This is a genomic window from Sulfitobacter rhodophyticola (genome assembly GCF_041281685.2).
Taxonomy (GTDB): domain Bacteria; phylum Pseudomonadota; class Alphaproteobacteria; order Rhodobacterales; family Rhodobacteraceae; genus Sulfitobacter.
Genome location: NZ_CP166251.2, coordinates 1,531,680 through 1,556,218, shown reverse-complemented (window position 1 = coordinate 1,556,218; position 24,539 = coordinate 1,531,680). Strand labels below are relative to the sequence as shown.

At 60.3% G+C, this 24,539-nt stretch carries 23 protein-coding genes; 5 read left to right on the top strand and 18 right to left on the bottom strand.

Translation table 11 applies throughout. The features are described 5' to 3' along the window. Window positions 1–7 precede the first annotated feature (7 nt). Window positions 8–793, top strand: coding sequence for a carnitinyl-CoA dehydratase (locus tag AB4X18_RS08635; RefSeq protein ID WP_432817296.1), 786 nt, complete (start codon window positions 8–10; stop codon window positions 791–793). Between the two features lie 4 nt (window positions 794–797). Then, a complete protein-coding gene (locus AB4X18_RS08630) occupies window positions 798–1,715 on the top strand; it encodes a hypothetical protein (RefSeq protein ID WP_370399694.1) in 918 nt (305 codons plus the stop codon). On the opposite strand, the gene AB4X18_RS08625 is transcribed toward AB4X18_RS08630, so the two are convergent. The 12 genes from AB4X18_RS08625 to AB4X18_RS08570 all read right to left on the bottom strand — a co-directional run bounded on the left by AB4X18_RS08625 (window position 1,712) and on the right by AB4X18_RS08570 (window position 14,161). Beyond that, complete coding sequence (locus AB4X18_RS08625) at window positions 1,712–2,017, bottom strand: cupin domain-containing protein (RefSeq protein ID WP_370399693.1); 306 nt, start codon at window positions 2,015–2,017, stop codon at window positions 1,712–1,714. The genes AB4X18_RS08630 and AB4X18_RS08625 overlap by 4 nt on opposite strands. Next, window positions 2,010–3,191, bottom strand: a complete 1,182-nt coding sequence (locus tag AB4X18_RS08620) for a pyridoxal phosphate-dependent aminotransferase (RefSeq protein ID WP_370399692.1) — start codon at window positions 3,189–3,191, stop codon at window positions 2,010–2,012. The genes AB4X18_RS08625 and AB4X18_RS08620 overlap by 8 nt, the downstream gene beginning before the upstream one ends. Window positions 3,192–3,245: 54 nt before the next feature. Next, window positions 3,246–4,373, bottom strand: coding sequence for a Gfo/Idh/MocA family protein (locus AB4X18_RS08615; RefSeq protein ID WP_370402602.1), 1,128 nt, complete (start codon window positions 4,371–4,373; stop codon window positions 3,246–3,248). A gap of 313 nt (window positions 4,374–4,686) precedes the next feature. Further along, window positions 4,687–5,745 carry a sugar phosphate isomerase/epimerase family protein gene (locus tag AB4X18_RS08610; protein WP_370399691.1) on the bottom strand — a complete coding sequence of 353 codons (1,059 nt, stop codon included), beginning with the start codon at window positions 5,743–5,745 and terminating at the stop codon, window positions 4,687–4,689. Window positions 5,746–5,758: 13 nt separating this feature from the next. After that, a complete protein-coding gene (locus tag AB4X18_RS08605; RefSeq protein WP_370399690.1) occupies window positions 5,759–6,826 on the bottom strand; it encodes a LacI family DNA-binding transcriptional regulator in 1,068 nt (355 codons plus the stop codon). A 21-nt stretch (window positions 6,827–6,847) separates the two neighbouring features. Next, window positions 6,848–8,470, bottom strand: coding sequence for a dihydroxyacetone kinase subunit DhaK (locus AB4X18_RS08600; RefSeq protein ID WP_432817295.1), 1,623 nt, complete (start codon window positions 8,468–8,470; stop codon window positions 6,848–6,850). Window positions 8,471–8,482: 12 nt separating this feature from the next. After that, window positions 8,483–9,478, bottom strand: coding sequence for an ABC transporter ATP-binding protein (locus AB4X18_RS08595; RefSeq protein WP_370399688.1), 996 nt, complete (start codon window positions 9,476–9,478; stop codon window positions 8,483–8,485). Further along, window positions 9,471–10,568: an ABC transporter ATP-binding protein gene (locus AB4X18_RS08590; protein ID WP_432817294.1), complete on the bottom strand. Its 1,098-nt coding sequence runs from the start codon at window positions 10,566–10,568 to the stop codon at window positions 9,471–9,473. The genes AB4X18_RS08595 and AB4X18_RS08590 overlap by 8 nt, the downstream gene beginning before the upstream one ends. Before the next feature lie 3 nt (window positions 10,569–10,571). Beyond that, window positions 10,572–10,760 carry a hypothetical protein gene (locus AB4X18_RS08585; protein WP_370399687.1) on the bottom strand — a complete coding sequence of 63 codons (189 nt, stop codon included), beginning with the start codon at window positions 10,758–10,760 and terminating at the stop codon, window positions 10,572–10,574. Further along, window positions 10,757–11,692, bottom strand: coding sequence for a carbohydrate ABC transporter permease (locus AB4X18_RS08580; RefSeq protein ID WP_370399686.1), 936 nt, complete (start codon window positions 11,690–11,692; stop codon window positions 10,757–10,759). The genes AB4X18_RS08585 and AB4X18_RS08580 overlap by 4 nt, the downstream gene beginning before the upstream one ends. 112 nt (window positions 11,693–11,804) lie before the next feature. Continuing rightward, window positions 11,805–12,752, bottom strand: a complete 948-nt coding sequence (locus AB4X18_RS08575; RefSeq protein ID WP_370399685.1) for a carbohydrate ABC transporter permease — start codon at window positions 12,750–12,752, stop codon at window positions 11,805–11,807. A gap of 89 nt (window positions 12,753–12,841) precedes the next feature. Then, window positions 12,842–14,161 carry an ABC transporter substrate-binding protein gene (locus AB4X18_RS08570; protein ID WP_370399684.1) on the bottom strand — a complete coding sequence of 440 codons (1,320 nt, stop codon included), beginning with the start codon at window positions 14,159–14,161 and terminating at the stop codon, window positions 12,842–12,844. Between the two features lie 294 nt (window positions 14,162–14,455). Here AB4X18_RS08570 and AB4X18_RS08565 point away from each other — a divergent pair, with 294 nt between their 5' ends. After that, window positions 14,456–15,217: an MOSC domain-containing protein gene (locus tag AB4X18_RS08565; protein WP_370399683.1), complete on the top strand. Its 762-nt coding sequence runs from the start codon at window positions 14,456–14,458 to the stop codon at window positions 15,215–15,217. A gap of 90 nt (window positions 15,218–15,307) precedes the next feature. Beyond that, entirely contained in the window at window positions 15,308–16,189 is an 882-nt protein-coding gene (hemF, locus tag AB4X18_RS08560) for an oxygen-dependent coproporphyrinogen oxidase (protein WP_370399682.1), read from the top strand. A 21-nt stretch (window positions 16,190–16,210) separates the two neighbouring features. Here the strand turns inward: hemF and AB4X18_RS08555 are convergent, their stop codons facing one another. Further along, window positions 16,211–17,356, bottom strand: a complete 1,146-nt coding sequence (locus AB4X18_RS08555) for an alpha-D-ribose 1-methylphosphonate 5-triphosphate diphosphatase (protein WP_370399681.1) — start codon at window positions 17,354–17,356, stop codon at window positions 16,211–16,213. A gap of 46 nt (window positions 17,357–17,402) precedes the next feature. Here AB4X18_RS08555 and AB4X18_RS08550 point away from each other — a divergent pair, with 46 nt between their 5' ends. Then, entirely contained in the window at window positions 17,403–18,077 is a 675-nt protein-coding gene (locus AB4X18_RS08550) for a DUF1045 domain-containing protein (protein WP_370399680.1), read from the top strand. Between the two features lie 48 nt (window positions 18,078–18,125). On the opposite strand, the gene AB4X18_RS08545 is transcribed toward AB4X18_RS08550, so the two are convergent. The 5 genes from AB4X18_RS08545 to AB4X18_RS08525 all read right to left on the bottom strand — a co-directional run bounded on the left by AB4X18_RS08545 (window position 18,126) and on the right by AB4X18_RS08525 (window position 24,536). Continuing rightward, entirely contained in the window at window positions 18,126–20,342 is a 2,217-nt protein-coding gene (locus tag AB4X18_RS08545) for a S8 family serine peptidase (RefSeq protein WP_432817293.1), read from the bottom strand. A 13-nt stretch (window positions 20,343–20,355) separates the two neighbouring features. After that, a complete protein-coding gene (locus AB4X18_RS08540) occupies window positions 20,356–20,946 on the bottom strand; it encodes an anti-sigma factor family protein (RefSeq protein ID WP_370399677.1) in 591 nt (196 codons plus the stop codon). Next, a complete protein-coding gene (locus tag AB4X18_RS08535; RefSeq protein WP_432817292.1) occupies window positions 20,943–21,470 on the bottom strand; it encodes an RNA polymerase sigma factor in 528 nt (175 codons plus the stop codon). The genes AB4X18_RS08540 and AB4X18_RS08535 overlap by 4 nt, the downstream gene beginning before the upstream one ends. A gap of 123 nt (window positions 21,471–21,593) precedes the next feature. Beyond that, window positions 21,594–22,499, bottom strand: coding sequence for a LysR family transcriptional regulator (locus AB4X18_RS08530; RefSeq protein ID WP_370402601.1), 906 nt, complete (start codon window positions 22,497–22,499; stop codon window positions 21,594–21,596). A gap of 525 nt (window positions 22,500–23,024) precedes the next feature. Continuing rightward, a complete protein-coding gene (locus tag AB4X18_RS08525) occupies window positions 23,025–24,536 on the bottom strand; it encodes a heme biosynthesis protein HemY (RefSeq protein WP_370399675.1) in 1,512 nt (503 codons plus the stop codon). Between the last annotated feature and the right edge of the window lie 3 nt (window positions 24,537–24,539).

The following is a 24,539-nucleotide window of genomic DNA, read 5'->3' as shown; positions in this document are numbered from 1 at the left end:
CTTTGACATGACCGACAGCCCGATCAAGACCCGCCGCGAGGGCAGCATTCTGGAGGTGACGCTGGACCGACCGAAGGCCAATGCGATCGATTTGCAGACCTCCCGGATCATGGGCGATGTCTTTGCGGAATTCCGCGATGATCCGGAGATGCGGGTGGCCATCCTTACCGGTGCCGGCGACAGGTTCTTTTGCCCCGGCTGGGACCTCAAGGCAGCCGCTGACGGGGATGCGGTCGATGGAGATTACGGTGTTGGCGGGTTCGGCGGGTTGCAGGAACTGCGCGATCTGAACAAGCCGGTGATTGCAGCGGTCAACGGCATCGCCTGCGGCGGCGGTCTGGAACTGGCGCTGAGCGCAGACATGATCCTTGCCGCGGACCACGCCACCTTTGCCCTGCCGGAAATCCGGTCCGGCACAGTGGCCGACGCCGCCAGCATCAAACTGCCCAAGCGCATCCCCTATCATATCGCAATGGAGTTGTTGCTGACCGGTCGATGGTTCGACGCGGAAGAGGGTAGGGGCTGGGGATTGGTGAACGAGGTCGTCCCATCCGATACCCTGATGGACCGCGCGTGGGAGCTGGCCCGGCTGATCGCATCGGGCCCGCCATTGGTCTATGCGGCGATCAAGGAAGTCGTGCGCGACGCGGAGGATTCGAAGTTTCAGGATGCAATGAACCGGATCACCCAACGCAAACTGCGCACCGTCGATATCCTTTATGGTTCCGAAGATCAGCTTGAAGGCGCGCGCGCCTTTGCGGAGAAGCGCGATCCGGTTTGGAAAGGGCGCTGATCCGTTGAAAGGCACGCAAGAGGCCGCGTGGCTGACCGAGTTTCTCAACAACCAGCCGGACGTGACGTCAGCGCGCATTGACGCGCCTTTGCGGATCAGCCCGGGATCCTGGGTGTTCAGCGCGCATGTGAATGATGCACAGGTGGTGGTAAAACGGTTCATCGTTGACGACCCTGTGCATGCAGTGACCCGCCTGCGGGCTGAGTTGTCGCACTTGGAAACCGCTTTCGACAATCCGCAGTATCGGGCAAATCGCTGCCTGATGGCCTGGCCGGAAGATGGCGTTGTCGTGTTGAGCTTCGCTGCCGGGGAGCGGCTGGACGAGATGATCCTGTCGGCAAAGGGTGCTGAGCGCGCGACGCTTTTTGAGCAAAGCGGCGCGTGGCTGCGTCAGTACAGTGCGACCCGCAAGCGACAGGCGACATTCGGACCGCGGTTCTGGGTGAAAAAGCTGGACGCGGTTTCGACCGACCCCGTTACCGATCCAGCGGACCAAGAATTGGCTGGTGATCTTCTACAAAACATACGTGGCCGTATTGAACAGGTCAAAGGCGTTCCCCTGGTTCAGGCAGCGACCCACGGCGACTTCGTCGGGATGAACATGCACATCCATGACGGGATCATTTGCGGCGTCGATATTCAGGGGGAAAGCTGGCTGCCCCTTGCCCGCGATGCGGCTCGGTTTCTCGTTTGGTCCCAAATCCACGATCCCGCACGCCCGTCCACGCGGCGGTATGGCATTGCGGCGCAGGATTTGGCGGCCTTTCTGCGCTCCGATGTACTTGACGCGCGCGAAGTGACCACAACCCTGCCGTTCTTCATTGGCGAACAGCTGTACCTGCGCCTTGTCGAGAACTGTCATCGGCGCGCCCTGCGCGACAACATGCGCGCGGCGATCCATGCCTATCTGACCGGGGGTTAACCGCCGCGCAAAACCTCGATCTCCACGAATGCCATGGGTCCGTCGGTGTCGTTGATAACATCATGCTCCACCCCCGCGGGCCTCGCATAGGAAACGCCCGCCTTCAAAGGGGCCTGCGTCACCGTGCCATCCGCACCCTTGATCGCCAATGTGCCGTCCATCATCGGGACGACGACATAATCATAGGCATGCCTGTGCCATCCGGTGTTTGCCCCTTTGACCGGAAAATCCCAGCGGGTCACTCTGACGACATCACTGTCCACCTGAACAGTCGCGATCGCGGTCCCCTGCGCCTCACCCATGTTCGCCCTCCTGTCCAATCGCATTGAAGAACCGGCTCATCCGGTCCATGGCTTCCTCCAGACGTTCAGCCGTCTGGGAACCGAAGCACACGCGCAAATGCCCCTCCCCCTGTGCGCCATAAAAACTGCCCGCCTCGACCACGACCTGCGCTTCGTTCAATAATCGATCGGCGGCTTCCTGTGCGGTCAACCCCGTGCCGGTGATGTCCGGAAACGCATAGATTGTGCCCTGCGGGGAGGGACAGCGCACACCCGGCATCTGGTTCAGGCGGGACACCACCAGATCGCGGCGCGCCTGATCATCGGCCACCATATCCGCCAGCACCTCGGGCGGACCGGTCAGTGCGGCAAGTGCGCCATGCTGAATGAAGGTGTTTACATGGGTGACCTCGTTGGTCGTGATCTTCATCAACGGACCGATCATCGCGGCATCCGCCACCAGATAGCCCAACCGCCAGCCATCCATCGCATAGGCCTTGGTGAAGGCGAATGTCGTGATTGTCCGCTCTTTCATGCCCGGCAGGCTGGCGATGCTGATGTGCTGCGCCCCGTCAAAGGTGATCTGTTCATAGACCTCGTCCGACAAGACGATCAGATCATGTTCAATTGCCAGATCGGCAAGTACCTGCAGTTCCTCACGGTCGAACATCCGGCCCGTGGGATTGCAGGGGTTTACAAGGCATATCATCTTTGTAGCGGAGGTGACCACAGGTTCGATCAGCGCGCGCTTGATACGGAAGTCGTCATTTGCATCGAGCGGCGCTATCACCGCGCGTGCCCCCGCCAGTTCGATCTTGCCGATATGCTGCGGGTAATAGGGATCAAGCAGGATGGCCTCATCCCCCTCGTCCAGCCACGCCATGAACGCGGCATAGGACGCCTGTGTAAGGCCATTGGTGACGATGATCTCAGACGGGTCGACGGAAAGAGTGTTCACTGTTGCCAGCTTTTGCGCCATCGCCTCCCGCAGCGGCGCGATGCCTTGCAGATCGCTGTAGTGGACGTGCCCCGCACGCAAGGCATCAATGGTTGCTTCCTTGATGTGCGCGGGGGTGTCGTGGACTGGCATACCCAGTTCGAGATGGATCAGGTCGCCCTCCATCGCGACGGCCTTGGCGAACATGCCAAAGTTCTTCGGCGAGGTATCGGTGATGCGGCGGGCGAGTTTGGGCATGGGCAGTCCTTTGATTGTGAGGCCACCTTATGCCAACGCCTGCCGGGGGCAAGGTCACTCCATGCTGACCCAGGCCGCATTGCGCTTGGATGACCGTACGCAAGCATCCACGAATTGCACACCGCGCAACCCGTCATCAATTGTCGGATACAATACGGCAGCGTTCGGCTTCTTCCCTGCCTGATGCGCGCGAATGGCTTCGGCCGCTTCGGAATAGATGTTGGCGAACCCCTCCAGATACCCTTCAGGATGACCAGGCGGCACGCGGGACACGCGCGCGGCGGCATCGCCCGCACCAGCACCGTTGCGGGTGATCAGACGCTTGGGCTCTCCCAGCGGCGTGTACCACAGGTAGTTCGGATCCTCCTGCGCCCATTCCAGACCGCCCTTTTCGCCGTAGATACGGATGCGCAGGGCGTTCTCGTTACCCGGTGCGACTTGGGACGACCAAAGCATCCCCTTCGCGCCCCCCTTGAAGCGCAACATCACGTGGGCGTTGTCATCGTTCTGCCGTCCCGGCACGAAGGCATCCAGATCGGCGGCCAGTGCTTCGACCTCCAGACCGGAGATGAAACACGCAAGATTATGCGCGTGGGTGCCGATGTCACCCGTCGACCCCCCTGCCCCGGAACGCGCCGGATCGGTCCGCCATTCGGCCTGTTTGAAGTCCTGCTCCTCGCTCAGCCAATCCTGCGGGTACTCGACCTGCACGACACGGATCTTGCCGATGTCGCCGTTCGCGACCATCTCGCGGGCTTGGCGCACCATGGGGTAGCCGGTGTAGTTGTGTGTCAGGATGAACAGCGCGTCAGACTGTCCCGCTGCTTTGACCAGCTTCTTGGCATCCGCAAGGGTGGAGGTCAGCGGCTTGTCACAGATCACGTGGATGCCGCGTTTGAGGAATTCGCGTGCTGCGGCGTAATGCACGTGGTTCGGCGTCACGATGGAGACCGCTTCGATCCCCTGCTTCAACCGTGCCTCTCGAATGGCCATCTGCTTGTAATCATCATAGACGCGCGGCAGGCCCAGCGCCTCCCCGCTGGCGCGCGATTTCTCGGGGGTAGAGGACAACGCCCCCGCAACCAACTCATAGCGGTCGTCGATGCGGCTGGCGATGCGGTGCACCCCGCCGATGAATGCATCATTGCCACCGCCGACCATGCCCAGTCGAATTCTGCTCATCATGTCGAAATTCCTTTCAGAAATGGAAACACCCCGCCCTGAAAACAGAACGAGGTGCATCTTCTCTCACGGTCATCGGCAATCCCTGCCTGTACCGCATGTATCAATTTGTAGGTAAGGTCTGAACAAACTGTTAACCGTACCGCGGTTTTCGAGGTCGGATGCCTCCGGCGGGGATATTTGAAGAGAAAAGATGCCAGCGACACTGCATCAACATCGTGCGGCCGGTCTGTTTTGCGATGCCCCATCATCTTTTCTCCAAAAATATCCCCGCCGGAGGCAGCGCGACGTCGCTACCAAGGGCTCCGGTCGACTATGTTCCGATCCCCAGCATCTTGCGGTTCGCCGCTTCATCCGTACCGCCGTCCGCAAAATCATCGAAGGCGCGTTCGGTCACACGGATGATGTGGTCGGACACGAATTGCGCTCCTTCGCGCGCGCCATCCTCGGGATGTTTCAGACAACACTCCCATTCCACCACGGCCCATCCGTCGAAGTCATTCGCCGCCATCTTGGAGAAGACCGCGCCGAAATCGACCTGCCCATCGCCCAGTGACCGGAACCGGCCTGCACGGTCGACCCAAGGCTGGTAGCCCGAATACACGCCCTGGCGGCCCGTCGGATTGAACTCCGCGTCCTTGACGTGGAACATCTTGATGCGCTCGGCGTAGATGTCGATGTTGTCCAGGTAGTCGAGGCATTGCAGCACATAGTGCGAGGGATCGTAGAGCATATTGCAACGGGCGTGGTTGTCGACCCGTTCGAGGAACATCTCGAAGGTCACACCGTCATGCAGGTCTTCGCCGGGGTGGATTTCGTAGCAGATGTTGACGTCGTGCTCCTCCGCATGATCAAGGATCGGACGCCAGCGTTTGGCGAGTTCGTCAAAGGCGGTTTCGATCAGACCGGCAGGGCGCTGGGGCCAAGGGTAGACATAGGGCCAGGCCAATGCGCCGGAGAACGACACGTGGTTCCTGATGCCCATGTTCGCGGAGGCGCTGATCGCCTTCATCACCTGATTCACCGCCCATTCCTGCCGGGCTTTCGGATTACCGTGCACGGACGGATCCGCGAAGCCGTCGAAGGCGGTGTCGTAAGCGGGATGTACCGCGACAAGCTGACCTTGCAAATGCGTTGAAAGCTCAGTCACCTCAACACCGTTTTCCGCGGCCTGCCCCTTGAACGTATCGCAGTAGTCCTTGCTTTCGGCGGCCTTGGCCAGGTCAAACAGGCGCACGTCCCAGCTGGGCACCTGCACCCCTTTGTATCCGCAGTCCGCCGCCCATTTGGTGATCGCGTCCCACGAGTTGAAAGGGGCGTCATCGCCCGCGAACTGCGCAAGGAACAGCGCCGGTCCCTGGATGGTCTTCATTGCTCACTTCTCCCTATTCGGTCTCGTTTATCGGCAGCATGTTTTCTTTCAGGTAGACATCGATTCTGATCCGCTCCTGCGCGGTGTTGATCGGGGTCCGGTCGCTTTTGGCGCGCATGATGCGCACGGCGGAGCGGACAAGATGGCCGCTGTCCTGGCTGATGACTGCATCAAAGAAACCCTCGCTTAACGCATGCCGTGACAGGGGGGTCAATTCATGCGCAATGACCACGGGTTTGATCGCAGGTTGATGCGTGTTGAAGAATTCCAGCAATCCCTCGTTTCCGGCAGCAGAGGAATAGATGCCGATGATCCCGGAATGGCGGGCAAGTGTTTGTGGCAGGAGCCGCGCAATCAACGCCGGATCGTCGCGCCCTTCCAGTGAGGCGAGCACTTCCAAATCGGGGAAGTCGCGTGCCATGACCTCGTCAAATCCCAGCCGCCGTTCCAGATGATCCCGCGCCAGCATCGATCCGGTCATGACCAGGATCTTGCCGCTGCGCCCACCCAGAAACCGGCCCAGCAATTGCCCCGCTGTCCGCCCAGCCGCGATATTGTCCACCCCGATGTAATGATCGCGTTCTGAGCTGGGAATGTCCGCGACCAGCGAGACAACTGTAACGCCATTCGCCTTCAGATGCGCCACGCTGTCCCGTACCGACGGTGTTTCCGGCCCGAAAATCGCCACGCCGTCCACTTCACCGGCATCGATGTCATCAATGGCGCGCGCCAGTGCCACGGGATCAAAGGCCGCGACTTGGACATAGGAAAGCCGCGTGCGTTCATAGCGCAGGCTTCGGCCCAGACGGTTGATCTCTGCCACGATGGAAGACAGGAATTCGTTGCTGTTGGAGGGCAGGATGAAGACGAAGTCATACACCCGCCCGCGCGCGAGGTTGGCTGCTGCCGTGTCGCGGACATAGCCAAGTTGCTCGATCGCTTCATGGACCTTGCGCACCGTCTTGTCCCGAACGCCGGGGCGCGCGTTCAGGACCCGGTCGACCGTGGCAAGACTGACCTCGGCGACACGGGCGATGTCGTTGATGGTCGGGGTCACGGTGATATCGGGAACTTCTTTCATTTCATGTCCGTCGCTGTGGCATCAGGCCTCCGTCAAACCTTCGAACAGGCGCGCAACCGCTTCTGCGCCCGGGTCATTGTGACCGATCAGGTTTTCCTCCGGCACATAGGACGCACGCCCGGCCTTGGCCTTGCCCATCCTGGCGGTCGCATCCGCACCCGCGCGGGCCGCCTTGGCCGCGGCATCGATACCCTTCGGCAATGCATTCAGCGCCGGTTCAAGCGCGTCGATCATCGTGCGGTCCCCGATACTGGCACCGCCCACTTCGCTGATGCGTTTCAGCCCGGCAAGCAATGCCTCCGGCACCGGCTGACCGCTGGCGCAGGCGTCTCCTGCTGCACCAAAGAAGATGGCAAGGATGACACCGGATGAACCGCCCATGGTCTGGCTCAACTCCTCTCCCACGGCACGGAACAATTGCGTGGGGTCGGCCAGCGGAAGGCGATCCAGCGAGGATTTCATCGCGCGGCCTGCCGTGGCAAGGGTACTGCCCGTATCGCCATCGCCGGACTTGGCATCGAGCGTGTTGAGATCCCCCTCTGCCGCGATCAGCAGGTTACAGCAGCGATCCAGCAAGGCGCGTGTCTTGGGATGGGTGGATGGAATGGGCTTGATCGGCGCCAGCCCGTCCGGCAAGGGGCGCGGATCAGCAGCACCAAGCGCCACCATACCGGGCCATGCGGGCAGGTTCACGGGCATTTCGAGATGCGCTTGATTGTCGGCTGTTACGGGCAGGACAGAGACGGAGAAACCGTGCATATCAAGAGAGGTCATCATCGGCGCAGGTCCGATGATGAACGTGATGTTCGTGGCGCTTTCCGCGGTGGCCAGTTCCTGCGCCAGTACGCTCATCTCAAGTGGGGTGGTTGAACCGAGGTTGTTGAGCAGCGCCACATGCGGCCCATCGCCGATCATCGGAGCAAGCTTTTCCAGAACCATGTCCATCGCGTGCTTGGCATCTTTCAGCGCAACTTGCTGCACGCCTGCTTCGCCGTGAATGCCCAGACCAAGCTCTGCCATGCCGGGCGCGATACGGTCTTCCTTGGTTGAGCCGGGCACCGTGCAGGTATCCAGTGATGTCCCGATAGAAGCCATGGCACCAATCGCTTCCTCCGCTGCGGCGGTGATGGCATCAAGATCGGCACCGCTTTCTGCGAGGGCACCTGCGATCTTGTGCACGAACAGCGTTCCCGCCACCCCGCGCGGTTGCGGCAGGTCCGGCAGGGCAATGTCATCGTCCACGATCACCATCGACACCTTCAGACCAAAGGCGCGCGCCCGTTCAGCGGCAAGACCGAAATTCAGCCGGTCCCCGGTGTAATTCTTGACGATCAGCAAACAGCCCGCGTCGCCTGTCACTGCCAGAATCCCGGCCAGTACCGCGTCGACCGAAGGGGAGGCAAAGACCTCTCCACAGACTGCCGCTGTCAGCATGCCCTTGCCCACAAAACCCGCATGCGCCGGTTCATGCCCCGACCCGCCGCCGGAAATAAGCGCGACACGTGACTTGTCCCAATCGGTGCGACAGACGACCTTGATATGCGGATAACCATCCAGCCGCGTGAGCGCGCCACCGGAGGTCAACAGCAGCCCGTCAATGGCGTCGGTGACCAGTGTTTCCTTGGCGTTGATGAATTGAGGCATGGTCGGTCTCCTTCAGCGAATGCGGGCGCCCGTGGCGTCAAAGCATAGCGGGTTCCTTGGGGCGATTTTCAGCACGGCACCGGGTTCATACTCGGTGGCGGGATCTGCGATGGTGATCACGTCATGGCCTTGCAGGTTCAGGTGCAGGCGATTCTGATCCCCTAGATGTTCGACCCGCTGAACACGCGCTTCGATCCCTTCACCCTGCGCGATGTGTTCAGGGCGCATGCCGATTTGCGTGGTCCCCGCAGGCATGCCGCCAAACAGATCGGCGGGCAGAACATTGATACGCGGCTGGCCAAGGCGGCCTGCGACATAAAGCGAATTGGGGTTTTCGTAGATGTCACGCGGGGAGCCGAATTGCGCGAGGCGTCCGTGGTCCAGCACGCCGATGTGGGTGGCCATTGTCATGGCTTCGATCTGGTCATGGGTCACGTAAAGCAGCGTCGCACCAAGGCTCGCGTGGATGCGTTTCAATTCGACCCGCAGGTCGGTGCGCAATTTGGCGTCCAGCGAGCTGAGCGGTTCATCCATCAGGAAGATCGCCGGATCGCGCACCAGAGCGCGTCCGATAGAGACGCGCTGCATTTCGCCACCCGAAAGCTCGGTCGCCTTGTTGTCCAGCTTGTGGCTGATCTGAAGAACGCGTGCGACGTCACCTACCATGCGCTCGATCTCATCAGGTGGGGTTTTCAGCACCGGGGACTTCAACGGGAATGCCAGATTGTCCCGCACCGTCAGATGCGGGTAGAGCGAATACTGCTGGAACACCATCGCCACATCGCGCTGCGCGGGCATCTCTGCGTCGACCTGCCTGCCGCCGATCCAGACCTCTCCGCTGTCGGCTTTGTCCAGGCCTGAGATCAGGCGCAGGGTGGTTGTCTTTCCCGCCCCTGTCGGGCCCAGCAGCACCACGAAAGACCCATCGGGAATGGTCAGGGATACATCATCAATTCCTACCTGATCGCCATAGGACTTGGACAGGTTCTTGAGGATGACCTCAGCCATGGGCAAGCACCTTCTCGTTCAGTTCCGACACAAGGGCGGCCCCCGTCGCATCGTCAAAAAGCGTGATCTTGGGCGCCTCGAAACTCAGTCCGACTTTCTCTCCGACGGTGGCGACTTGGGTGCTGTCGATGCGCGCCTTGATCTCGCCATTGGGGGTGTCCAGCGTGACGATCTGGGTTGTGCCTAGGTACTCGGTGGTGATCACCTCACCCCGGTAATCACCGCTGTCTGACAGTTTCACATGTTCGGGCCGGACCCCGAACACCAGCTTGCCGCTGGCGCCCTGCCGCAGCGATGGCACCCCGGTGCTTTGGCCATGCAGCGTCACGGTCGTTGCCCCCTCGGCCACAGCGCCTTCGAAACGCAGGAAGTTCATCGATGGGGAGCCGATGAAATCTGCCACGAACATCGTGGCGGGCTTGTCATACACCTCCTGCGGGGTGCCGAATTGTTCGACGACCGCATTGTTCATCACGACGATCTTGTCGCCCATCTGCATCGCTTCAAGCTGGTCATGGGTGACATAGACGGTGGTGGCGTTCATGCGGTCATGCAGGGCGCGGAGTTCTTCGGCCATGTGCTCGCGGAATTCAGCATCCAGTGCGCCCAGCGGTTCGTCCATCATGAAGGCCTTCGGATCCCGTACGATCGCACGGCCCAGCGCCACACGCTGGCGGTCGCCGCCTGACAGACCGCCGACGGGTTTGTTCAGCATATCCTGAATGCCGAGGATATTCGCCACCTCTTCCACCTTCGCCTTCACGTCACGGCGGGCCATACCCTGACTGACCAGCGGATAGCTGAGGTTCTTGCGCACGTTCATGTGCGGGTAAAGCGCGAACATCTGGAACACGAAGGCAATGTCGCGCTGGCTTGGGGGGAGTTGGCTGATCTCCTCACCATCGAGATAGATCTCACCACTGGTGGGAAGTTCGAGACCAGCGATCATCCGCAGCGTGGTGGTCTTGCCGCAGCCGGAAGGACCGAGGAGCATGAAGAATTCACCGTCTTCGATGGTGAAACTGCTTTCCTTCACAGCGGTGAAATCTCCGAATTCCTTGCGGATGTTTTTGATCTGGATCTGTGCCATGCGCTATTCTTTGAAGTGGCTGACGATGATGAACATGACGGTGCCCACCAGCGTGACGATGAAGGAATAGGTGTAAAGCCACAGCACGAAGGGTTGCATCAGCATGAATACCCCCAAGCCAATGAGGATCGTGGCCAGCATTTCCCACGGGCCGCGTTTGAGACGGAGAAGGCCGTTGAAGAAATTGCTCATTTGCGTACCGCTCCGAATGTGATGCCGCGCAGGAGGTGCTTGCGCAGAAAGATGGTGAAGATCATCACGGGCAGCAGGAAGATCGTCGCCCCGGCTGCAACAGCGGGCCAATCCAGACCGCCGACGCCGATGATCGTGGGAATGAAGGGCGGTGCGGTTTGCGCCGTGCCGGAGGTCAGAAGGACCGCGAAGGCGTATTCGTTCCATGCAAAGATCAGGCAGAAGATCGCGGTGGAGGCGATGCCGGTGGCGGCCTGCGGCAGGACCACTTTGTAAAACGCCTGAAACCTTGTGTAGCCGTCGATCAGTGCGGCTTCCTCGTACTCGCGCGGGATTTCATCAATGAAGCCTTTGAGGAGCCAGACCGCGAGCGAGATGTTCACGGCTGTGTAGAGGAGGATCATGCCCAGATGCGTGTCAGAAAGGCCCAACTGTCTGTACATCAGGAAGATCGGGATCGCGACGGCGATGGGGGGCATCATTCGGGTGCTGAGGATGAAGAACAGCAGGTCATCCGCGAGCGGGATCTTGAAGCGGGAGAAGGCGTAGGCGGCGAGGGTCCCAAGGACAATACTGAGGAAGGTGGAGCCGAAGCCGATGATGACGGAGTTGAGGAAGCGTTCGCCGAATTTGGAAGGGCCCGCAATGACCATATCGTATTCGCGCACGATCTCATCGTACCATGTCTGAGGCGGGTTGGCGGCGAGGAACTCGTCCGTCTGGCGCGTGCGGGTGGTAAAGAGGTTCACGTAGCCTTCGAGGGTCGGCTCGAACACCACCTTGGGCGGGTAGCTGATGGCGTCGGAGGGGGATTTGAATCCCGTGAGCATGATCCACGCCAGCGGGACCATGGTGATCAGGGCGTAGAGGATCACGAAGAAGCCGGCAAAGTATTTGGTGCGTCTGGTGGGTTCTGTGACGGAGAAGCTCATTTGCGGGCACCTGCGTTTGGAAGAGAGGGCGGGAGGGGGCTGTCTGCCCCCCGGCTGACGCCGTCCCCCGAGGATATTTTCAGAGAAAAGATGAAGAAGGGCGTCGCTGGGGTCATCGTTCTTTGACCTTGTTCAGCGCTTTGACGTAGATGCTGGCGAGGCCGAACACCGTGACAAAGAGAATGATCGCATAGGCCGAGGCGTAGCCGGTGCGCCATTTCTCAAAGGCTTCGCGCTTGAGGTTGATGGAGGTGAGTTCGGTTGTGGACCCCGGACCCCCGCCTGTCAGCTGCACCACCAGATCGAACATCTTGAAGTTTTCGATGCCACGGAAGAGGACCGCGAGCATGAGGAAGGGGAGCACCATTGGGATGGTGATCGTAAAGAACTGTCGCAGTTTGGAGGCGCGGTCGACTTCAGCAGCTTCATAGATGTAATCGGGGATCGACCTGAGCCCGGCCAGACAGATCAGCATCACGAAGGGTGTCCACATCCAGGTGTCCACGATCACGATCGACCACGGGGCGAGGTCGACGGAACCGAGCATCTCAAAGCTCGACGGATCCTTGCCGGTGAAGAAGGCGACGATGTAGTTGAAGAGGCCGATTTGGGGCTGGTAGAGGAATTTCCAGAAGTTGCCGACCACCGCAGGCGAGAGCATCATCGGCAGCACGATGATCGTCGTCCACAGGTCATTGCCCTTGAATTTCTTGTTGATCAGGTAGGCCAGCGTGAAGCCGATCAGCACCTGAAAGAAGATCGTCCAGAACAGGAAATGCGCCGTGGCCTGCATGTTCAGCCAGATGTCGCTGTCGGTGAGGATGCGTTCGTAGTTGCGCAGGCCGATGTTCTTGACCTCGCGCCCCAGACGGTTTGCCTTGTAGTTGGTAAAGCTGAGCTGGATCGTCCAGATCAGCGGAAAGATGTTGATCGCCAGCAGCAAGAAGATCGTCGGACCGACGAAGATCCACGCGATGGCGCGGTCGCTCAAACCTTTGACCTTGCGCGCGACGCGGACAGGCGTGGCAGCGGCAACACGATTTATGGGGGTGTCTGACATGACGTCTCCGGTCGCGCGGGCGCGGTGGGTGAGCGGTTGGTAGAAGGTGGGGTGTAGGGTGCGCAGTGAATGCGCACCCTACGAATGGTTTACAGCTTGCCTTCGTCTTCGAAGACTTCGGTCCAATCCTCGACCAGCTTGTCCAGCGCTTCCTGTGCTGTGCCCTGATCGGCCACGATGTAGTCATGCAGACGCTTTTGCATGGCCAGCAGCAGCTCGGCATAGGCAGGCTCCTGCCAGAAGTCCTGAACCGATCCCATCGCATCCAGGAAATCACCGGCGAACGGTGCGCTGTCCTTGAAGCCCGGGTCGTTCAGCACGGAGTTATGCGCGGAATAGCCGCCCAGTTCCCACCACTTCGCTTGCACGTCAGGTTGTGCAAACCACTTGATGTACTCGAGGGCCGCATCCTGCTTGTCGGAATAGGCCACAACCGAGATCCCCTGACCGCCCAGTGTCGAACCCGCTTGGTTCTGCGGGGGATTGACGAAGAAGTCGATCTTGTCGCCGCCGGTGTTCGGATCGGCATAAAGGCCGGGGAAGAAGGCGAACCAGTTCATCGCCATGGCGACCTGACCGGATTTGAACGCATCCAGCGATTCACCCATGTAGGAGTTGGTGTAACCCGGCGGTGTCGCTGTTTCGTAGAACTCCTTGTAGAATTCCAGCGCCTCGACTGCCTCGGCGGAGTTCACAGCCCCTTCCATGTCATAGGACCCCGGTGTGTTCTCGTATTTGAAACCCCATGGATATAGCGCGGATGTCACGCCCATGGTGATGCCTTCGGATCCCCGCTCGGTAAAGATGGACGCGCCATAGACGGTCTTGCCGTCAATCTCGCGCTCCTGGAAGAATTGCGCGATTTCGAGCAGCTCTTTCTGGGATTTTGGTTCAGCCAGATCGCGGCCTGTCGCTTCTTTGAAGGCCGCTTTGATGTCGTCCCGTTCAAACCAGTCCTTGCGGTAGAACCAGCCATTCGCATCGCCCATCGCGGGCAGCGCGTAGTAGTTCGGCGTGCCTTTGGGCCACGTGGAATAGGCGTAAACCGTTGCTTCGGCGAAATCATCCATGGAGATGCCTTCGGCGTCGAAGAAGTCGTTCAATTTGACGTAATGGCCGTTTTCAGCGCCACCGCCGATCCACTGGCTGTCGCCGATCAGCAGGTCGCAGAGTTTACCGCCGGAGTTCAGCTCATTCAGCATCCGGTCCGCGAAGTTGGGCCATGGGATGAACTCAAAGCTCATGTTGTGGCCGGATTGTGCTTCAAATTCCTTGCTCAGCTCAACCAATGCGTTCGCTGGGTCCCAGGCGGCCCAGCACAGCGTCAGATCTTCGGCGGCAGCGCTGTTTGCAAATGAGGCTGCTGCAATGCTGATGGCACTGACAGATGCCAGTTTCAATTTCTTCATGGATTTTCCTCCCAATGTGCAATCGGCTTTTTATTCGGGGCGCCGATTCGTCGTTTTCACTTCTTCACGCTATTTGAGGTACGCACCTCACGTCTACATTTTTTTTGAGGGGCGTACCTCAGAAATTGGATTTTCCGTGCAACCAGTTGTATTTTATGTATCTTATTCCCCTATCTGCAATCGTGCAGCATCTGCCTCCTTTCCATCCCTTCAAAGGCGCATCGCTTTGCAATCCCCTGCTTTTGCTGCAAACATCCTCCGCGTTACCCCCCACAGGACCGACAGGGATCGTTCATGACCGCCAGAATTGAAATGCTGTGCCATTATCCCGTCAAAGGGCTAAGCGCACAGCAGCTTGATCACGTCACGCTTGCAACCGGACAGGGGTTTCCACTTGACCGCGCCTTCGGATTTGCGCGCCCCGGCAGTGGGTTTGACCCGCAAAACCCCAAACCGCTTCCGAAGGGGAAATTCGTGGTGTTGGCCCGCGATGCGGCCCTAGCGCGGTTGGTGACCCGTTTTGATGAAGACACGCAAATGCTGCACATCGCGGATGAAGCGTTCGACACCCAATCGCCCGAAGGCCGGGACGCCGCCGCCGCATGCATCGCGCAGCACCTTGATTATCCTCCCGATATGCAACCGACACTGCAATCCGCCGGGCCGCACAAGTTCACCGACGTTTCCGTGGTCTCCGAAAAGATGATGAACGCCGTATCGCTGATCAACATCGACAGTGTCGCGGAATTCGCCCGGGCCGTCGGGATGGACATCAGCCCTGCCCGTTTTCGCGCCAATATCCTGTTTTCCGGTACAGCGCCCTTTGATGAATTGAACTGGGAAGCGCGGGAGGTTGCCATCGGAGAGGCCCGTCTGCGTGTCCTGCTGCGCACCCAGCGGTGTCCGGCCACCGAAGTGAACCTTGAAACCGGGGCGCGTGACATCGACCTGCCACGCGCGCTGCAACAACGCTATGGGCACAAGGACATGGGCGTGTATGCCGAGGTTTCGCAAGGCGGGCGGATCGCGCCGGGCGACACACTTGAACTGCTATAACTGCCGCGCAACAGACCGCTTGTCAGATGTGGTTTCAACTCTGCCACCGGCGCGCTAGTGTCGGCGCAAACAACAACCGCTGAGACACTGATGACCGCCCCATTCGACACTGAAAAATCCCAAGCCTCCAACTGGTTCCGACAATTGCGCGATGACATCGTTGCGGAATTTCACGCCCTGGAAGACCGCCACACCGCTGACGCGCCCGCAGGCCGGTTTGAAGTGCGCAAGACCAGCCGCACGTCCGATGATGGATCAGATGCAGGTGGAGGAGAGATGAACGTGATGCGGGGTGGCCGTGTGTTCGAAAAGGTCGGTGTGAACATCTCCACGGTTTACGGCACGCTTGCCCCCCGCGCGCAGGCGGCGATGGCGGCGCGCAAGGGCATCCCCGGCATGGCGGATGATCCGCGGTTCTGGGCCTCCGGCATTTCGTTGGTGGCGCATATGCAAAACCCGCATGCCCCTGCGGTGCACATGAACACCCGCATGTTCTGGACCCCCCATGCGTGGTGGTTCGGGGGCGGGGCCGATCTGAATCCCTGCATTGAATATGATGCGGACACCGCACATTTTCACGACCAGATGAAAGGCGCCTGTGACCCTCATGGTGATGCGCTTTATGATGAACTGAAGGCCTGGGCGGATGAATACTTCTTTATTCCCCACCGCAAGCGTGCGCGCGGCGTGGGCGGTATCTTTTATGATGATCGCAACACCGGCGACTGGTCAGCGGATTTCGCGCTGACAAGGGATGTCGGGTCCGCTTTCCTGCCCTCCTTCGTGCCCTTGGTCGACAAACGCCACCCGACCGTCTGGTCGGAAGAGGACAAGGAGACACAATTGCGCCACCGGGGGCTTTATGCTGAATACAACCTTGTCTACGACCGCGGTACCAAGTTCGGGCTGGAAACAGGACATGATCCCGAAGCAGTGCTGATGAGCCTGCCACCCGTTGCGAAATGGTACTGAAACCGCTTCGTTAGAGCCGCATCAGGCCACCTGTCCGCCCATCACCCAGACCCCGTGCACCAGCGGCGCGCGGCCGATCCTGCCGAACCGGATCAGGTCGGCACGCTGCCCGACGGCCAGCGTGCCACGGTCCGCAAGTCGTGCATGCCGCGCCGGAGCGGCCGTGACCGTCGCAATGCCCCGCGCCATATCGCCCCACAAATCGCCCAGCAACAACGCACCCATCAGCAATGCCGCAGGCACGTAGTCAGACGACAGAATATCCAGCATATCCATCTGGGCCAGTTCTGACGCCGCCACATTCCCGGAATGCGACCCGCCCCGCACCAGATTGGGCGCACCGATCATGGTTGCAATGCCGCTTTGTGTGCAGGCCGTCGCGGCCTCCACTGTGGTCGGGAACTCCGCAAGGCTGATGCCATGCGCGTGGCTCTGCGCGACTTGTTCTGCCGTTGTATCATCATGGCTGGCCAGAACCGCGCCATATCGCGCCGCCGCACTTACCGCTGCCGCTTCATTCGCAACGCCATACGTCCGCTGCAAGCCGCGCAGGAAGTCGCAATATTCCGCAAATCCCTCGCGCGGCATGTTGTTTTTGGTGCAGACGTAATCCTCGAACTTTGCCAGATCGCGGAACTGGCGCTGGCCGGGTGTGTGATCCATCAGGGACAGGATTCCAACCCGGTCGCCCGGGCCGAATTCTTCCAGTTCTTCCACCAGTGTCTCCGAACACACTTCGGCGCGCAGGTGGATGTGATGGCTGATCTTGAGCGCGCCCCTGTCGCGCATCTCCAGGATCTCGTCCGCCATGCCGCGCGCATATCTGTTGTAGCGTTTGCGCGCATGGGAATGGATCGAACCCACCCGAATTGCGTCGAACACCGTTGTAATCCCGGTCCCGGCGAGTTCCCGATCATGGCCCACGATCGCCGCGCGGTGGGGCCAATCGACGTTCGGGCGGGGCTTCATGTGCCGTTCCAGATTGTCGGTGTGCAATTCGATCAGACCGGGTGAAAGAAAGTCCCCCTCGCAATCCACTGCCCCCGCAGGCACGTTCGCCCCACTGTCCACCTGCGCAATCCTGCCATCGCGCACGACCACCGCGCCGACGATCACTTCGTCGCGCAGAACCAGTTTTGCATTGGCGAGGATCATTTCTTTTGTCATGTCACTGTCACGCTTTGGGGCCACTGAATGAAGGGCGATTGCAAAGATGTACGACCGATACGCGATCTATTTCACGCCGCAAGGGGATTTGGCCGGGCTTGGCGCAAATTGGCTTGGCTGGGATATCGCCCAAGGCTGCGCGGTGCCATACCCCAACATTGCGGGGCTGGACATCGCCGCGCTGACCGAAACGCCCCGCAAATACGGACTTCACGGCACAATCAAGCCGCCCTTCAAACTTGCGCCGGGTACGACCGTTGACGCCCTTATGGCGGAAACCGAGGTTCTTTGCACGACGCTGGTACCTGTGACGCTGGATGGGCTGGAACTCGCCGCGCTCGGACGCTTTATTGCGCTGATCCCGGTTGGAGATCAAAGTGCGCTGGCGCGCATGGCCGCGACCGTTGTGCGCACCCTCGACCCTTTCCGCGCCACCCCGTCGGAGGCGGAGCTTGCGCACCGCAGGCGGGCCAACCTGTCGCCCGCGCAGAATGCGCATCTGGCGCGCTGGGGCTATCCTTATGTGCTGGATCAGTTCCGGTTTCACATCACGCTGACGTCCAAACTTCCCAAGGCGCAGGTTGTCGGCATGCGGGCAGGTATCCTGCCCATATTCGAACGATTCCTCGGGCAGCCTTTGCAAATCGACAGTCTGACACTGGTGGGCGAGCGAGCGGACGGGATGTTCGAGGAAATCCGTCGCTATGCCCTGACCGGGTAGATCAGGTGGGGCAGTAGTCGTCTGCCGCAGTCGTCAAGTGGGTGGTAATCAGCAGTTGCTTGCGCGCACCAGGCCATGGCCAAAGGTATCATCCCGCCCCGCCGCGCCCAAATCCTGCGCGTTTGCCTTAAGGCGGGCACGGATCTGTGCAAGGCCACGGGCACCGCGGGCGGTCATGCCTGCAACAATCGCCGTCACGATCGGGGCCGCGAAGGATGTCCCGGTGGCGTATCTACCGCCCTGCGCCTTGGCGACATAAAGATCCACACCGGGGGCAGCAAATTCAACCTGCGGGCCGCTGTTTGCCGCGCCAAATCTGCGCAATCTGGAATCGACGGCCGTGACGCCGATCACGTATTCCGATGCGGCGGGCAATGACCCGCCCGGTATACCATCCGTCCCGACTGCGGCAACCATGACCGCCCCGGCGGACGATGCCGCCTCAAGCACGATGCGCAGCACGTTGTTGTTGGGTCCGGTGAACGACATGTTGATAAGTCGGACATCGCGCGCCAACAGGTAGTCAAGCGCGCCGGCGATGCGTTCCACATTGGTGCGTTCGCCGCCCAACCGGCTGGTGAAGATCGCCACTGAAAAAAGCTCCGCGCCCTGCGCAAAGCCGGAGAAATATCCACGCGGGTCCTCGCCCACCATCAAGGCGGCGACACCGGTGCCGTGCGCCGCGCCCACGGAACGTTCCTGCGCGCTGAGCAGGGAATGCGTGCGGATTTTGGCGCCCGCAAGGGCGGGATGCGCAGCGTTGACCGGTCCGTCGATCATCCCGATCCGGACGTTGCGGGGTACGCGGCATCCATTGGGTGCCCCCTGTGCGACAAGGTCAGGGGCATAGGTGCGGGGCGCAAACTGCGCGAATTCGTAGATGTTGTGATAGGCCGCATCCATGTCGGGCGCCGCAGCGCGCAAGGCCTCGTTGATCGCGGTGATCTGGCGGCCCCTTGGATATTCAAAGATCAGCACTTGCAATCCCATGCTGCCCAACTGCTTTGTCCGCAGGAAACGCGCACCGACTTCGGCCAATGCGTCCACCGCCGCCTGTGATTGGCGCGCAGGGCCGATCACGACAACTTCGGGGTTGCCTGATCCACGGACCGTGACAACAGGGCCACCAGTTTCGCGCGTGCTGCGAAACGTCGTTCCGCCCTGAGGCTGCGAAGGTGTCGTACCAGCCCGTCGTCCCGGAAGCCCGGTACTGTCCCCGTTCCCGTCCGCCCCGCCGCCAGCGGAGAAAATCCCCTGTCCAGTATTTCCATCCCCGTTGCCACCTGTGCCATCGCCGTTACCACCGGTGCCGTCTCCATTGCCACCGGTCCCGTCGCCGTTGCCGCCGGTGCCGTCCCCGTTACCACCGGTCCCATCACCGTTACCGTCGGGGCCATCACCGTTCCCGCCGGTGCCATCACCGTTGCCGCCGGTACCATCGCCATTCCCACCGGTGCCGTCTCCGTTGCCACCGGTCCCATCGCCATTGCCGCCAGTGCCGTCGCCATTGCCACCGGTGCCGTCCCCGTTACCACCGGTGCCATCGCCATTCCCACCGGTACCATCACCGTTGCCGCCAGTGCCGTCTCCATTGCCACCGGTGCCGTCCCCATTACCGCCGGTGCCATCGCCATTCCCGCCGGTGCCATCACCGTTCCCGCCGGTGCCATCGCCATTGCCGCCGGTGCCGTCCCCGTTACCACCGGTCCCATCGCCGTTGCCGCCAGTCCCGTCTCCGTTGCCACCGGTGCCGTCTCCGTTGCCACCGGTGCCGTCTCCGTTCCCGCCGGTGCCGTCCCCGTTACCACCGGTCCCATCGCCGTTGCCGCCAGTCCCGTCTCCGTTGCCACCGGTGCCATCGCCGTTCCCGCCGGTGCCGTCCCCATTGCCGCCGGTTCCATCACCGTTACCGCCAGTGCCATCGCCGTTACCGCCGGTGCCGTCACCGTTGCCGCCAGTGCCATCGCCGTTGCCACCGGTGCCATCGCCGTTACCGCCAGTGCCGTCGCCATTACCGCCGGTGCCATCCCCGTTCCCACCGGTCCCATCGCCGTTGCCGCCAGTCCCGTCTCCGCTGCCACCCGTTCCGTCGCCATTACCACCGGTGCCACCGCCACCAGATCCACCACCACCCGACACACGGGCCAAGATCATCGGGGTTTCATCGACGGTGAACTGCGCCTGCGCAACCGTTGGTCCAAACAGCAAAAACGGCCCTGACAGGAAAGTCAGGACCGACAGACAAGCGCCCAAGGCCGCCGTCATGCGTATGGTTGCCCTATTCGGTCGCATTCTCCACGCTTTCAATCACATCATTCCGCGCGGAAAGAGCCTTTTCCCCCGCTTCCGGATCGGCGCTGCTGAGGCGGTAAAGCCCCAAAGAAGACGGGCCAGAAACGATTTGCAGATCCAGATCCAGCAATGTCTGGCGAATCATCTCTTCGGTCGCGTCTGGATTGAACGCTACCAAAAGGTCGCCGCGCGCACCACTTGAAGCAAGCTCGTATCCCGGTGCCTCACTGCCGCGCCACGCATAAAAGCTTTGGCCGACAAGGGCGACAAGCGCCAGAACCGCCACAAGACGCGCCACAGGCCATGGCGCGCGCGTGTTTTGAACGGCCTCTGCGGCGCTGTTCTGCGGGCTTTTGACGATGGCAGACATCAGTCGCTGCTGGGCAAGGGCACCGGCCGTGGGCAGCGGCTCTTCCTGCATTTCAGCGCGCAGCGCCTGTAGCAATGACAGATCATCGGCCAGGTCCGGGTCCCGTGCCATCGCGGTTTCGACTTGCAGGCGCTCCTCGGGGCTGAGGGTTCCGTTGGCGTGAAACACCAACAGCGCGTCGATCTCTTCTTTTTCCAGGAGGGTCATAGGGCTGCTCTCTCAATCCGGCTACGCATGCAGGCAGCCAATAGTTTTTTTGCGTGAAAGACCCTTGATTTCACCGTTCCGGCGGGCACACCAGCCACTTCGGCGATCTCATCGTAGGTCATGTCTTCGAAGTAGGCGAGCGATATCGCAAGCCGCTGTTCTTCTGAAAGCCCGTCAAGACAAGACTGCAAATGCACGGCTTCCTGCCGCGCATTCAACATCGTGTCCGCCCCATCCGCAGGGTCGATCTGTTCGGGCAATTCGTCACGCGTTTCAATCTTCCCGCGCTTGCGGAAAGCATCTACCGTCTTGCGGTAGGCAATGCCAAAGACCCAGGTCCTGACCATTGAACGCCCCTCGAATTTGCCGGCGGATCGCCAAACTTCCATAAACACTTCATGAAGTATGTCGTTGGCTTCGTGCGGATCGTTCATTTTTGAGCGGATAAATCTCAATGTCGGCCCTTCAAGCGCGCGATAAAGCGCGGCAAAAGCCGCCTGATCACCGTTGGCGATCTGGCGCATGAGGAACCCGTGATCTGCGCTCATTCCAATATGCCGAATAAATAGCGTCCAAAAAAAGTCGTATATCAAGACGTTGGGCTATTTAGACCTAAATCGCAAGTTCCCGCCAGAGGGGAAGTGGGGCTACCAAACGTCAGGACCTTTGTCCGCAAAGGCCGCTGCCAGCGCATCAATAAACGCGCGCACCTTCGGTTGCATGAACTGACCCGAGGGATAAAGCACATGGATACCCTGTGGTTTCAGCACCAGATCGGGGAAAAGATCGACCACCTGCCCTGTCTCAAGCGCGCAAGCAAAGACGTAGCTGGGCAGAAAAGCAATACCGAGGCCGTTGATCGCTGCCTCCAGCAAGGTCTGACCGTCGTTTATGGCCAGTGATCCCTTGGGCGGGACGTGGATTGTCTTGCCTTTGGCCTGAACCAACTTCCAACCGCCGATATCCTGATGGCCGATGTGGGTTAGCAGCGTATGGTTGGCCAGATCTTCAATCGTTTCAGGGCGCCCATGCTGTTCTATATAGGTCCGGCTTGCGACAACACGCATCCGCGCATCAGCCAGCTTGCGGGTCAGCAAGGTACTGTCTTTCAGGTCCCCGGTTCGTATCGCAAGGTCAAAGTGGCCCGGAATGAGCGCCGCATCACCCACGTTCAGTTCCATTTCGATGTTGACCTGCGGGTAGGCCGCAAGAAACCGTTCAAGCACTGACATGAGGTGACTTCGGCCCACATCACTGGCGACGCTGATGCGCAACAGGCCAGTGGGTTGAAATTGCATGGATGACACCAGCGCATCTGCCTGGTCCGCATCGCTGAGCACCTGCCGGGCCCGCCGGTAATAGGCAGTGCCAATTTCCGTGGGGCTGACACGGCGGGTTGTGCGATTCAGCAACCGCGCACCAAGGCGCGCCTCAAGGCCGGAGATGTGTTTGGAAACAGCAGATTTGGAGATACCCATTTTCCTGGCGGCATCCGAAAAGCCGCCTTGGTCAACGACCTGCGCAAAAGCCTCCATCTGGATCAGGCGGTCCATATCCTGCGCTTTTACCCCAATCATAACCCGGCCGCCCCACGCGGCCTGAAAGATAACCGGGGAAACAAAGCCAGCGGGTAAACACACACCCGCTGGCCTGAAAGAGATCCCCCGGCACCATCTTTCACTCGTTACAAATATACGTCGCGGCTTTTGGGGAAAAGGTTCAGAATAAACACACGATTTCTGGCAGAAAACTTGTGATTTTTGAATTATCCATTGTTTTCAGACTGTTAAGTTTGGACTTTTTTGAAAGAAACCTGCGTGCATTCCAAATCAAAGGGGTTTTCGGCAAGGTCTTGCGCAAGGGATGGCGGAAACTCGCTGAGGTCTCGGACGGATCAACGGCGCGGTGCCGCGTCAGGATCAAGATACAGGTTATCCGACGTCCGAAAATCGGTAATGTGCTGGGTCGGACGTCTGTTTGTGCCGCAAAACTGTCACCACGGGATTCGTCAGCGGGCTGAATTGCGATCGTGGCACAGCAATACCTCCGCGAATACCATCTTGCGCAATGCCGCGCGCCTACTTCTGCGTAGCAGGCTCAGGTTCTGCAATCTTGCCTGATTTCTCCACCGAAGCGTCATCGACAAGCGTCGCATCTTCAATCTCAACCGGGTCGGCGACCTTGCCCGCGCCGTCCGCGCCGCTCTTATCCTCAACCGCACCGACGATCAGGGGCAGCATCTGAACCCCGCCCGGCATGGCAACTTCGGCGGTGGGCGGCGTTTTCCATTCCAGCGTGTCAAAGCTTTTGCAATTGGAGCATATGGGGCGCCAATCGGCATGGATGTGCTGACAGTTCCCGCAAACCCACTGCGGGCCCCGCGAAACGGTCAGCGCACGCGCAAGCCAGCCTTTGACAATCGTATCCGATGCGCCTTCGCCCCGTTCGATAGCAGCCATGAGCGTGACCGACCGGGCCGTGGGATCCGCTTCGACCAGATCGCCCAAGGCCCGCCGGGCCTGGGGGAAATCCTCGTTCGCGATATGCAGTTCCGACATCAGCATCTTGGTTTCCGGATGGTCGGGCTTTGACTTGACCAGGCCGGAAAATCGCTTGATCCGCGCTGCGGGTTTCTCATCCGGTTCGATCGCGGCAAAGGCAGCGGCCAGATCGGGGTGCGGATGCACGCTCCATGCCTTTGTCAGCAGTCGCGCGGCATAGCGCGGCTTTTTCTGCTCCACATATCCGCGCGCGGCCATCACCGCAGCGGGGATCAGGTCAGGCGACAGGCGGTTTGCCTCAATCGCCGCTTCGCGGGCTTTGATGTCATTGCCCTCGTCGAACACATCGCGCGCTTCGGACAGCGCCAGAACCGCATCGCGGCGCTTGTGGACGTCACGTGGCAAGTGGCCCGCCTTCAATTTCGCGCTGAGCGTCTGACGCGCGCCGGACCAATCCTCTTTCTCCGCCTGAAGCTGCAACAGAACGTCACCCGTCTCAGCGTGCTTGGGTTTCAGCGCAAAGGCTTTCTCCGCCAGCTTCAGGGCCGTTTCGGTATCCCCGTCTGCCAGCTTCTGCTTCATGATCCCGCGCACCCCTACGAAACGGGTCTGATCGTCTTCAACCAACTTGCGATAGGTTTCTTCCGCCTTGCGCCGGTCGCCAGCCAGTTCCGCCGCTTGCGCAGTCAGCAAATTGGTCAGCGCAGGCTTGTTGAGATACTTGTCCGCCTTGGCGGCCTTGGCCATGGCAATGCGCCCTTCACCGCTGGCCAGCGCCATCAGCCCTTCAGACAGCGCTTCGAACCCCTTGCGCTCACGGTTGCGGTCGAAATACCGCGACAGGGCTGTTTCATCGCCGTTGATGAACTTCAGCGTCGCAAACAGCAGGGAGACCAGTTTCAGCAATATCCAAAGCGCGACAAGCAGGACCACAACGGCAATAACCGATTGCAGTGGGCCAAAACTGTATTCCGTGCCCATCAAGGTGATCTGCACACCGCCCTGACTTTCCAGCAGGTAACCGGCACCCCAGGCAATCGCCGCGATCACGCCGACGAAAACAACGATCTTAATCAATGACCACAACATAAA